Genomic DNA, 11,524 nt, shown 5'->3' with positions numbered 1-11,524 from the left:
CGCCCATGGATCTCAGCCATTTTCCCATCCAGCCGGATTCCATCCTCAAGCGGCTTCGCCGATGGGTTGAATGTGAAAGCCCCTCCTGGGACGGAGCAGCCGTCAGCGCCATGGCAGGCTTGGCGGCGGAGGATCTCCGGCAGATGGGTGCGACGGTGCACACGATTCCGGGCAACAAGGGATACGGCGATTGCGCTCTTGCAGAATTCGGCCCCGCTGGGGCTGGTCCGGGCATTCTCGTCCTGGGCCACCTCGACACGGTTCATGAGAGAGGCTCCCTGGCCGGACCGATGCCCTGGCGCGAGCACGAGGGACGCTGCTACGGGCCGGGCGCCTATGACATGAAGAGCGGCATCTGCCTGGCCCTCGAAGCCATTGAGCGCCTCCGCCGTGAAGGCATTTCGCCCAAACTGCCCGTGAGGGTCCTGCTCACCTCGGACGAGGAATCGGGCAGCCCGAGCACCCGGTCGCTTATCGAGCAGACAGCCCGGGAAGCGAAATACGTCCTTGTTCCGGAGGGCTCGGAGCCGAACGGAAACCTCGTGTCCGGCCGGTTTCCGACCACGAGGTTCCAGCTTTGGACCTATGGCAAGCCGAGCCATGCTCTACTCCAGCGCAGCGCAGGACGCTCGGCCATCAATGCCATGGCAGCGCTCCTGCCGAGGATCGAGGCCCTCAATACGCCGAACTGCTCGTTCACGGTCACCTACGTGCGCGCCGGACAGATGGTGGCGACCGTGCCTATGGAGAGCTATGCGGAAATCATCTGCACCGCGCGGGCGCAGGATTACCTTGACGAGGCGCGAGCACTCCTCGAGAAACTCGGGTCGGAGGAAGGCGTGGAGATCAAGGTCGACATTAAGGCCCGCCGGCCCACATGGACGCCGGGTCCGGCGGATGAACGCCTGTGGCTGCAGGCTCGGGATCTGGCCCGCAGCACGGGCCTGGAGTTGAACTGCGAGATGCTGTTCGGAGGCTCGGACGGCAATTTTACCGGCGCCCTCGGCGTTCCGACCCTCGACGCCCTCGGGCCAGTCGGGGCCGATGCGCATCAGCTGACGGAGAACATCGAGTTGAGCACACTTGTGCCGCGGGGCCGCGTCATGGCTGGCCTGCTGGCAACCTTGGAGTGAGCAGAGCTCTTCGTGGCAGAGTTCTCATAAGCCCCAAGTTGCTTCAGATGGGCGGCTCCGCATCCGGATGCCATATCTGAAGTAGTTCCGGTGCAGGCTCAGGCGGGGCTCCCTTCACCTTCCTCGGCGTACCGAGACCGACGAAGCAGAGAAGCTCTTCGTTGTTCGCGAGCCTGAAGGCATGACGCATCGCAGCCGTTGCGACCTTGCGGCCGCTCACAGCCATGGCGCCGTAGCCGAGGAGGTCAGCTGCCAAGACCACATAGCCCAGGGCAGCCCCCGCCGATGCGCGCTGCTCGATTTCGGGTACCTCATCGCTCTCCTGCAGACGGGATATGACAGCTAAAAGGACCGGCGCGTGATGGGCCTTCTCCCGGGCACGTTCCAGCCGCTCACCGCCGATACTCGGATCGAGCTCCCGCTCGGCCGCCTCGAAAACATCTGCCAAGGTTTCTCTTTCATCGGCGTTGATGACGAGGAAGCGGAACGGCCTCAGGCGTTGATGGTCTGGCGCTCGCGAGGCAGCCCGCACGAGCAACTGGATTTCGTCGTCCGTTGGTCCAGGCGCAGTCAGATGTCGGGGCGGGGTCGACCGTCTGGCAATTATATGACCCAGCAGCGTCCATCCCTCCGCTTTTCTGACTGGGTCGTTTCCGTCAGAGATGGTTCCAGAGACTGCCATCTAACATAACCTCCAGTGTTACTTGGGCAACAGTCGATGAATAAGTCACAGAGCAGCTCCAGATTGGCCACTTCGACCGTCGGGCGTAGCATCGTACACGTCTAGACGGCATTCGACCGATTTTCTTGCAGCGCCGGACGCTCGTAGAGTCCCTGTGACCTTGCTGTCTGGTTTGGGCTGGCTAAGATCGCCAAGGTGATCTGTCACTCAGGAGAACACAATGCTCTGCCGCACGTCAGCTGCCAGCTTCGCACTCTTTGCCATGATGAGCGTCGCCTCGGCTGAGACCCTGGTGGTCTGTACTGAAGCTAGCCCGGATTTCCTCAATCCGCAGTTCTCCACCGCCAACACGTCATTCGATGTCGCGGCCCAAATCTATGACAGGCTCGTGGGTGTCGAGCGTGGAGGTTCCAAGATCATTCCGGGTCTTGCCGAGTCGTGGGCCGTCTCGGACGATGGCCTCACCTATACCTTCAAACTCCGGGAGGGCGTGATTTGGCATTCGAACCGGGCGTTTACACCAACCCGCCCGTTCAATGCCGATGATGTGGTCTTCACGTTCCAGCGGATGATCGACAAGAATCATCCCTTCCACGGTGTTGGAAGGGGGAGCTACGAGTACTATGAAGGTCTGGTCGCCCCTTTTTTAAAGTCTGTCGAAAAGGTTGATGACCGCACCATACGGTTCGTGCTCAAGGAGCCTCAGGCTGCACTGCTTGGTGCGCTTTCCGTCGAGCCCATGTCCATTCTTTCGGCTGAATACGCGGATGCTATGCAGAAGGCCGGCACCCCAGATCAGGTCAATCAGGTCCCGATTGGAACAGGTCCGTTCAGCTTCGTTGCCTATCAGAAGGATGCCACTGTCCGCTTCAAGCGTTTCCCCCAGTACTGGGGCGAGGCCGCGGGTCTGTCTGATCGGACTGCTCAGGTGAGTGATCTCGTCTTTGCGATCACGCCCGATCCCAGCATCCGCTACGCCAAGGTGAAGGCTGGCGAATGCCACATCGCACGCTATCCCAATCCTGGCGATCTCGCCGCGATGAAGGCTGATCCCAACCTGAATGTGCAGTCGGGTACGATTGCGGACATGAGCTACTTGGCCTTCAACAACCAGAAAAAGCCGTTTGACGATCGCCGTGTTCGTGAGGCCCTGATCCATGCGATTAACCTGCCGGCGCTCGTCGAAACTGTGTATCAAGGTACTGGCACTCCAACTGCTGCCCTCATTCCTCCGACCCTGTGGGGCCACAGCGACGAGCTCAAACTACGCGACTATGATCCTGAGAAGGCCAAGAAGCTTCTCGCCGAGGCTGGATTTCCCAATGGGTTCAAGACAACCTTGTGGGCGATCCCAGTGGTCAGGGCGTATATGCCAAACGGACGTCGAGCTGCTGAGTTGATCCAGGCGGATTGGGCCAAGGTTGGTGTTCAAGCTGAGATCATGACGTATGAGTGGGGCGAGTACCTGAAGAGGACGCGTCAGGGTGAGCACAACGTCGCCATGAGTGGCAGTACGTGGGATTATCCGGACCCGAGCCAAATCCTGTCATTGAGCTGGAGCTGTGATGCGGTCAACACTGGGGGCAACCGAGGCCGCTGGTGCAATAAGGAGTTCTCGGACAAACTGGCCCGGGCGAACTCCGTCAGCAATCAGGAGGAGCGCACCAAGCTCTACCTGGAAGTTCAGAAGATCTTCCACAATGATGCGGCCTCACTTCTCTTCGCCAATGCCCAGGCCTTTACGCCAGTTCGCAAAGAGGTCTCCGGCTACAAAATGCACTTCTTTGGCGGGCAGCCCTTCTATGGGGTGTCTCTCAAGCAATAGGGCACGCACGACGCGGCTCTAAACCTCAGAAACTGGCAGCATCTCGGGATGCCACCAGTTCGCACCAAAGCCGCCGGGCCGCTGCGGCCCGGACCGTAACCAAGAACGAGGGGCAGGAACTCTATGACGATTGAGGTAGAATGGGCTCGGATGACCGCACCCGAGCTGAGGGCACTAGCGGCTCGCGCGAACGCGTTGGTAGTGCTTCCGGTCGGCTCTCTTGAGCAGCATGGTCCTCATCTGCCTGTGATCACCGATACAGCCAGCGCCAGCGCGGCTGCGATCCGCGCGGCGCAGCTGGTAGCCGACGACATTCCAGTGGCTGTTCTGCCAGGCCTTTGGCTCGGCATGAGCGAACATCATCTTCCATTCGGCGGCACAATCAGCCTCGACTACGACGCATATCACGGTATCCTGCGCAGCATCGTGCGCTCCTTGAAGGCCCTTGGGTTCAAGCGTCTCCTCATCGTTAATGGCCACGGTGGCAACATCGACCCGCTGGCGGTTGCCGTACGGGAGCTGGCGGTGACCTTCTCCATGCCGATCGTTGCAACCACGCCATGGATGCTGGCGTCTGACGAGATCGCAGCCATAGCCGAATCCGAAACACCAAGGCACGCCTGTGAGGGTGAAACCTCAGTGATGATGGCGATTGCCGGCGACATTGTGCGTACGGACAAATTTGACGAGGCCGTGCAGCAGGCTCCCAAGCGTGTTGAAGCACCTCCTGGCTTCTCGCGGTTTTACTCGTTCTCGGAGCGGGCTCCTGTAACTGGAACTTGGGGTGACCCGCGTCCGGCAACGCCGGAGAAAGGCGAATGCTTTCTTGCGATCCAGGCAAAAGCGTTAGTGCAAGCCATGCGCGATGAGCGCCTCTGGTCCGCACCTGATCCCGTCTGGCAGCAAGATCGGGGCCAGGGGAGCACCTCTGGAACGCTCGACTGATAGGGATGCATGTCCAACCCAGCTGAGGCTGTAAACAGCAGTTGGTCAGCTTCCAACATGCTGTCGAAAGGATGGCTCCGGCGATCCCGACGATTGCTAGAGCCCCCCAAAGTCGTATGATGCTGCATTACGCTACAAAGTAGAGAGGCAGAGGCTCAGGGCCGGTTGCGCGGCTTCTGCGTCTGACGACGCTGCTGCTCCCGGCGCTGATCCTCGGCGCGATCGCGCTCTTGGCGCTGCGCCTGCTGCTCGGCATTGGCGGAGGTCTCAGGCGCGGCGGCCTGGCCCTCCGGCTGCTCCTGCTGCACCTGGCGCACAACCTCTGTCCGCCACACGCCGCGCTCAACCGATTTCTCCTCGCGGTGAGTGACTTCGCCGGTCTTCTCGTCCTTCACAGGAACCGGCTTGGTCACATGCTCATTGCCGAGATACTGCGCCTTCACGGTCTCGCCGGATTTGGCGTCGGCGGCTTTCAGATCCTTGGCAACCTGCACGCTCCAGATCCGGTGAACGCGGCCGTCCTCGGTGCGAAGATCGACATATTGCGAAACGTCGTTCTTCGGATCGTCCTTGTAAGGCCCCTTCCCGACCTTCACCAGAACGCCAACCATGGGCGGACGCTCGGCGCTGTCCTTCTCAGGTCTCGCGGCCGGGCTCGCCTCGGCCTTCGACGCGGGGGCCTCCGGCTTGCTGGCGGTCTCGGTCTTGGGTTCGGCGGCTGCCGCGCTCGAGGTGGGATTTTGCGCGGGGGCGCCTTGGGGCTTCTGCGCCTGCGGGGCGGCCTCGCGGACCTCCGCGGTTTCCTTGACCGGCTCGGGCTTGCCAAGGCGCTGCCGCTCGGCCGCGATCCGCTCTTGCAGTTCGGGGTTTGTGATCTTGAAGCCGTGTTCGGCGGCAAGGCTCACAACCATGCTCTTGTACTCGTCGTTACCCTTGATCACCAAGCCGTTCCACTTCTCCGACGACAGTTGCAGGGCGGCGCGAACGCTTTCCCGGTCCTTCCAGTCGTAGATTTTCACTTGGCGGCCGTTATCGACAAAGGCCAGCTTCTCGCCCGTCGGCGTCTCGCGGAAGAAGTGAATGTCCGTACCCCTGGCCTTCGAGCGGAAGCCCTGAATGGTGGTGGGCAGCGGCTCAACATAACGGTCGCCCTCGATGCCCGGACGGCGGCTGTCGGCCTGCTTGCGCTTCTCGGCAACCGCCTCCTCCAGCTCCTGCATGGCTCCTACCGCCCACACCTCCAGGTTCGGACGTGTCTCCTCAGGGGCGGCCTCAATCATGGCGTCGATGTTGGTCTTGATGGAGTCAATCGTGCTCTCCATCCGCTCAAGGGTCGGCATGGTGGGCTTTCCTTTCTGCTCTGTCGGGGTTTCGGATTGCTGCTCGGCGCGCTCAATCGCCGTGCGGGTGCGGTCTCGAAGCTCCAACACCCGCCGCTCCGGTGCCGGCGTCAACGGCTGCTGCCGTGCGGCCAAGTCGCGGCTGACCGTGACGTAAGCCTCGGGGTTGGTGCGGGACGGCGTGACTTCGGACAGGCGCGACCGGGGCACGTCCACATAGGAGACGCTGCCCTTGAAGGAGGCCGCCAAGGTCTCGGCGGTGGCGCGGTCGCGGGCGAACAGGGGCGCGCTCGACGCATTCGCTCCGGGCCGCTCGGCGCGGTAAAGTCGGATCGTATCGGCGGCCTGGGTCGGCTCGGGACCGGAGGCCCGGGCAACCGCAACAGCCTGCCACCCGCGCGCAGCCTCGTTGGCGCGCTTGCGGCCTTCCTCGCGGGTCGGAATGTGAATGGCGCGGGTCTGGGCCGCCTCGACACGACGACGGGCGCTCTCGGGGGCTAGCCCACGCTCGACGCGGCGGATGTCCTTGAGCTTGTAGCCGGGAACGTTGGCCTGCTCGAACCGGCTTACCGCCTCCATGGGAATGTTCCGCTGCCGGGCTTCCTCGGCCAGGGTCTCGCGCCAACGCTGGAGGTCCTGAATGCGCGGGTCCATCTTCTTGCCGTGGCTGTCCCGCATTCTGACGGCGGCGTGAACATGGATGTGCTGCCGGTTGGTATGGAGGGCGAACACATATTCCCGGCCTGCAAATTCCCGGTCCAGGGTGGCGCGCACAGCGTCCACAAAGGCCGCTTTGTCAGTGCCGGGTTTGGCCGAAAAGATGATGTGCGCCACCTCGCGCTGATCGGTCGAACGCAGATCCCGTTTCCACGACTTTGCTTCGGACCGTGCGGCCTCCTCGCCGGTCAGAACCTTGCCCTTGCTGGTGATGACGGTCTGCTCGCCGCGCTTGGACAGGCGCAAGAGGCTGATCGACGCTCCTTCGACCCCATGCAGGAACCCTTGAGCCTGGAAGGTGGCTCCCTCAAAGGAATCCGACAGGCGGCTTTCCAGGGCGCCGAGCGATTTCTTATTGTCGAAGATCCGAACCGCCCTGCCCTGCTCGTCGCGCTGCGAGCTGGCGGCCGACATCACCACATGAAGCCGGGAGGAGGCGCCTTCCTCCTCGATGCGAAAGGCATAGCGATGACCGGCAAGCACCTCGGCAAGAGCCGCCTCGGCCTGCCTTTGTGAAACCTCGCCGTCGATCGTCAGGGTGAAGCTGAGAACGTCCTTCGACGGCTCGCGCGCGGGGGCGTCCTCCTGCCAACGGGCCACAAGCGCCTGGATGGCCTCCCTGCCCTGCACGGTGGAACCGTCCTCACGCTCAAGCGCCTCTTCGCCGTTGTGGCTCTGATAGGTCAGAAGCGCCGACACGCGGGCGCGGCCATTCGCGAAGCTGGCGAGTTTCACGACGGCGGCTTGCGATCCCAGGGCAAGGGCGGCGCGTTTCACTTCGACCGAACGCACCTCAACCGCATAAGCCTCCTGCACGGCTCCAACCGATTGCACGGCGAGGATCGGCCGCGCGGCAACGATCCCGGCTCCTCCGGCTGCGACCGGACGGCGGCGGCGCTGTTCCTCCTCGGGCATGACGATGACCCGCGACCCTGACGCGGGGCGGTAGCTCGCTGGCCGGGGCGCGCTCGATGCTGCCGGCATCCCACGGCTCGGAGTGGGGCTCTGCGGTGCAACCGAAGACCTGGCCGGAGCCTCGTCATAGAGACCGGATGCAATCGCAGCATCATTCGCCATGGCCTGACGACGGGCGCGCAAACGAAAGCTGCGAGCGCCGAAGTCGAGACCGTCAAAGACCCCTGCCCCGATCATGCCTGCTCATCCTTGAGCGAAGCGGCCGCCAATTTCCGCGACTGGGCAACCATGAAAACAAACAACTGATCGTAGCCGTCGATGGTCTCTGCGATGTCTTCCAGAACCTTGCGCAAGGTCGCATCAGCCGGAACAAGGCCCTGGTTCATGGCGCGTGCGATCTGATTGAGGTTCACGCCCACGGCGCGGGTTTGGGCGGAAAGCTCCTCGACGGCGGCCTTCGCCTCGCCGTCAAACGTCGGGCCGAGACCGCTTGCGGCACGGACCAGACGGCGCAATCCCTCGCTCTCGGTGACATTGTGAGCCTTGCATTCGGCAGCGAAACGGGCGCGCTCAGTCGGCTGGAGCCTGACCTTGATCACGTCGCTGCGCGTCTCTTTCGCGGCCAAAATTGCGGTCCTTTGTGAAGTCTGGAGGCTCCGGTTGCCGCTGGGTGGCAACTGCCGGAGCCTCGAAAACCCGCCCGGTCAGAGCACATGGAAGATTGTGTACCACGATGTTCCCTATCCTGCCATTCAAGAGACAGACTTACGAATTTTTTGCCCTCCGAACCTTTCCAAACTTTTGAGGGTTCGAAAGTCGCAAAATACCGCAAAGGCTCCGAAGCTTCCGAGGCCACAGAAACTTCCGAAGTGCGGAAAGGTTTGCGCCCCTCACAAGCCGAGGAAATTTCAGAACCGTCGGAGGGTGGATAAGTCGCCGAAGCTTAAAATATTTGTTGCGCTTTTCACCATGCATAATTACGAACATATCTTGTATATTCGGAAGGATTCAAAGGCGCGCAAGGCCCGGAAAGTTCGGAATGCCGAGAAACTTTCGCGCATTCAAAACTCCCGAAACCGCCACAAGCCGCAAAACCTTCGGAAGACACAAAAGCTTTGAAACGTCGGCGGGTGGTCGAAGGATTTTTGGCTGCCGGTGAAGGAGGGTGTGAGAGATGGCGCAGGTGCCGATTGTTGCGTTTGCGACCTCAAAGGGTGGAAGCGGCAAAACCACGAGCTGCATTCTCGTGGCCGGGGAAATCGCCGCCCGAGGCGAGCGCGTGTTGATCCTCGATACCGACCCGCAACAATCCGCCGTCAAATGGTTCAACCGCTGCCGGGCCGCCAATCGCCTGCCGGAGCGGATCGAAGTTGTATCGTGCTTAGGTGAGGCCGCGTTGGCCGAACGCCTCAAGGCGCTGCCTGATGACGGCTTTGTTCTCATCGACGTTCAGGGCATCCTGTCCCCGGTCATGGCGATTGTCGCGGCGCGCGCTCACGTTGTGGCTGTGCCAAGCCGAGCCAGTCAGCTTGATTTGGAAGAAGCGCTTCCCTTTGTGCAATACACTGCTCATTTCCGGAGCGGCGGAGTGCGGGTGTTCCTCAACGAGGTGGAGGGCATTGCCCGGACAACGCAGGTCTTCAAGGACGCGGTGGCTTACCTGCAAGACAACAAGATCCCGTACTTCCGCACCATGTTGCAGCAACGGCCCATGTACCGGGCCATCACCAACGACAAGGGCATGCTCGAAACCTTGGGTGCCGACCCGGAGAGTGTGCTCAAGGCACGCGCGAACGTCGCCGCCCTGATGGGTGAAATCCTGGACCTTCTGAGCCCCCTGCGCAACAGCCTGCCCCGGTTCCAACCGGCGAAGGCGTAGCCGAGCCGGACACGCGCGAAACGGCTCTCGCCGCTGAGGCCGTGTGAGCCGGGATCATACCATGTCCAAGTTTATGCTGCCTGACCCGGCACTCGGTGGAGGGAAAGAGCTTTCCCTTGATGAAATCTTGGCGAGGGGCCGCGAAGCGGCCGCCGCCACAGGGCAGATCATCACGGGCGATAAGCCCCCTGCCCCGCAACTGTCCACGCTGGCGCCGGAGCCTGTGAAAGCGCCTTCCGCTCCGGTGCCGCCTGAGCCTGTTCGATCCTCAAAGGCGGCTGGTGCGGAAACGTCTGCGCCCGGTCCAAAGAAGATGGGACGGCCGCCGCGTCCCAAGCCGGACGAAAAGCGCGAGAAGTGGGGCGTTCAATTGCGGACTGATTTCATTCTCGGTGTGCGCCGGATCGCCCTCGATCGGCGGGTGTCGCCCTTCGACGTGCTGGAAGAGGCCGTGGGTGCCTATCTCCAAAACAGATCCACCAAACGGGAATCCTAATCTCTCAAGAGGGGCATATGTCGAGATCTCCCGGTAAATCTAGAAGCACAGCAGGGGTCAAGTCCACGGCGAAAGGCAAACGCCCTGGCCGTTCTCCGGTCAATGATGTTGAGCGTGAGCGATGGGGCGCAATGATCCGGCCCGATTTGCTCCTGGGGCTGCGCAAGCTGGCTCTGGATCGGGGTGTTTCCCCTTACGCCGTCCTCGATTACGCGGTTGAGGCCGTTCTGAGAAAGGCGACCTCGGCACGATAGGGTGGCGATCTGTGAATGAGATTTTCCTGACCCGGCGCGACCCGGAGCGCGACATAGCTCGGCTCTCAGTCATGCGCCTCGAACCCGACTTGTTCGGGGCAATCGTGCTGGTGCGGGAATGGGGATCGGCGGCGCTAGCCGCGCTTTGCGGCAGCCTTTCGCAACAGCGGAAGCCGCCGACAAAGCCTGCGCCGTTCTACGGCGCGGCAAGATCCGGCGGGGCTACAGGGAAGCCGGATCAAGCTCATGATGCGCTCTTTAGGCCAGATCGGTTTTGGCGAAGTCGTTGCCCTTGTAGAGCAACGGGACGCGATAGGCTTTCGCGCAAGCATAGGAGAAGCAATCGCCCATGTTGAGGGCGGCGGGATGGCGGCCTTTGCCGTACTGCTCGAACGCGAGCGTTGCATCAAAGCCAATGCTCTCGGTGACGTGCATCACCTTCACGGCAAGGATGGTCAGAAGCTCCTTGATGATGGCTCCTGCTTCCGAGGCATTAGCCTTGCGCTCCCGCATGATCGCAGCGGTGGCCTCGAAGATGGCGACCGGCGACGTGTAGCAGGCGCTTTGCGCCTCGATTGCTTTCAGCAGAGCCGGAGCTTCCGGCTCGTTGTTCAAGATTCCGACCAAAGCGGACGCATCAACAAACATCAGTGTTCCCCGCTCAGGTCGTCCATGAATGCCTTGTCGGCGACCTCGCCGGTTTTCGGGAAGGCGCTCAAACGCTCCTGCAACGCACGCACTCGATCGAGGACCGGCGTGGCCGCCTCGTCGCGGTTCAGGGCATCCTCAAGAGCCTGGATGACGGCATCTGTCAGCGTGACCTTGCGCGCCTTCCCGAGCTTGCGTTGCATGCGCCCCGCAAGCTCGGCGGCAAGATCGTGGGCGCGGGGATCTCTGATCTGTAGCGGCATGGTGCCCTTCATCCTCTGTAATGACAAATATGTAATGGCAACATGATGCAAACGTCAATACAAAATGGAGTGATCTCACCTGCTGAGGCTGTGTTCCTGTTCCTCAAGCTCGAATGGATCGACCGCAAAACGGGAACCCTCGACGCGACTTGGTTTGCTCGCGCGTATGAAAACAATGCTCCGGAGAGAGATTTCAGCGTCTATCTTGAACGGCTGGAAGCGGGGCGCGCGGCCTTCTGTGAAACCGGATCGACGCCCTGAGACTTGGATCAGGGCGCGGCTTGCGCTATATTCAGGCCCGGAGTGGATGACAGGCTTTCGCCTGCCATCCGTTTCCTAGGCTATGAAGAATCGGACCCGGATTGACAGCGACCAGGCCGTCCGGGTCCTTTTCATATCTAGGGCAAAGCTGATGGGTAGAAACCAC

General features: G+C 61.7%; 11 protein-coding genes. 6 read left to right on the top strand and 5 right to left on the bottom strand.

What is annotated here, in order from left to right; translation table 11 throughout:
- The first annotated feature begins 5 nt into the window (after nucleotides 1-5).
- The gene (locus U0023_RS33085) at nucleotides 6-1,133 is read left to right on the top strand and encodes a M20/M25/M40 family metallo-hydrolase (protein WP_009489781.1); all 1,128 of its coding nucleotides are present in this window, start codon (nucleotides 6-8) and stop codon (nucleotides 1,131-1,133) included.
- 43 nt (nucleotides 1,134-1,176) lie between these two features.
- Here the strand turns inward: U0023_RS33085 and U0023_RS33080 are convergent, their stop codons facing one another.
- On the bottom strand, nucleotides 1,177-1,815 hold the full coding sequence (locus U0023_RS33080; protein ID WP_009489780.1) for a nitroreductase family protein: 639 nt from the start codon (nucleotides 1,813-1,815) through the stop codon (nucleotides 1,177-1,179).
- A gap of 220 nt (nucleotides 1,816-2,035) precedes the next feature.
- Between U0023_RS33080 and U0023_RS33075 the strand changes: the two genes are divergently transcribed.
- Both U0023_RS33075 and U0023_RS33070 read left to right on the top strand, forming a co-directional pair.
- Nucleotides 2,036-3,640, top strand: a complete 1,605-nt coding sequence (locus U0023_RS33075; RefSeq protein WP_009489779.1) for an ABC transporter substrate-binding protein — start codon at nucleotides 2,036-2,038, stop codon at nucleotides 3,638-3,640.
- A gap of 123 nt (nucleotides 3,641-3,763) precedes the next feature.
- A complete protein-coding gene (locus U0023_RS33070) occupies nucleotides 3,764-4,585 on the top strand; it encodes a creatininase family protein (protein WP_009489778.1) in 822 nt (273 codons plus the stop codon).
- A gap of 155 nt (nucleotides 4,586-4,740) precedes the next feature.
- Here the strand turns inward: U0023_RS33070 and U0023_RS33065 are convergent, their stop codons facing one another.
- Both U0023_RS33065 and mobC read right to left on the bottom strand, forming a co-directional pair.
- Entirely contained in the window at nucleotides 4,741-7,794 is a 3,054-nt protein-coding gene (locus U0023_RS33065) for an LPD7 domain-containing protein (protein ID WP_009489777.1), read from the bottom strand.
- A complete protein-coding gene (gene mobC / locus U0023_RS33060; protein ID WP_009489776.1) occupies nucleotides 7,791-8,183 on the bottom strand; it encodes a plasmid mobilization relaxosome protein MobC in 393 nt (130 codons plus the stop codon). The genes U0023_RS33065 and mobC overlap by 4 nt, the downstream gene beginning before the upstream one ends.
- 548 nt (nucleotides 8,184-8,731) lie before the next feature.
- Here mobC and U0023_RS33055 point away from each other — a divergent pair.
- Together U0023_RS33055 and U0023_RS33050 are read left to right on the top strand one after the other, a co-directional pair.
- Nucleotides 8,732-9,436 (top strand): ParA family protein, encoded by a 705-nt coding sequence (locus U0023_RS33055; protein ID WP_009489775.1) that lies wholly within the window; start codon nucleotides 8,732-8,734, stop codon nucleotides 9,434-9,436.
- 61 nt (nucleotides 9,437-9,497) lie between these two features.
- On the top strand, nucleotides 9,498-9,932 hold the full coding sequence (locus U0023_RS33050; protein WP_009489774.1) for a hypothetical protein: 435 nt from the start codon (nucleotides 9,498-9,500) through the stop codon (nucleotides 9,930-9,932).
- 512 nt (nucleotides 9,933-10,444) lie between these two features.
- Here U0023_RS33050 and U0023_RS33045 read toward each other — a convergent pair.
- Complete coding sequence (locus U0023_RS33045; RefSeq protein ID WP_009489772.1) at nucleotides 10,445-10,834, bottom strand: type II toxin-antitoxin system VapC family toxin; 390 nt, start codon at nucleotides 10,832-10,834, stop codon at nucleotides 10,445-10,447.
- Nucleotides 10,834-11,097: a type II toxin-antitoxin system VapB family antitoxin gene (locus U0023_RS33040; RefSeq protein ID WP_009489771.1), complete on the bottom strand. Its 264-nt coding sequence runs from the start codon at nucleotides 11,095-11,097 to the stop codon at nucleotides 10,834-10,836. The genes U0023_RS33045 and U0023_RS33040 overlap by 1 nt, the downstream gene beginning before the upstream one ends.
- 42 nt (nucleotides 11,098-11,139) lie before the next feature.
- On the opposite strand from U0023_RS33040, the gene U0023_RS33035 reads away from it, so the two are divergent.
- Nucleotides 11,140-11,358 (top strand): hypothetical protein, encoded by a 219-nt coding sequence (locus U0023_RS33035; protein ID WP_009489770.1) that lies wholly within the window; start codon nucleotides 11,140-11,142, stop codon nucleotides 11,356-11,358.
- Nucleotides 11,359-11,524: the final 166 nt, after the last annotated feature.

The organism is Microvirga lotononidis, assembly GCF_034627025.1.
GTDB classification, from domain to species: domain Bacteria; phylum Pseudomonadota; class Alphaproteobacteria; order Rhizobiales; family Beijerinckiaceae; genus Microvirga; species Microvirga lotononidis.
The sequence above is the reverse complement of the archived record's forward strand: the minus strand, read 5'-3'. Positions and strand labels throughout refer to the sequence as shown.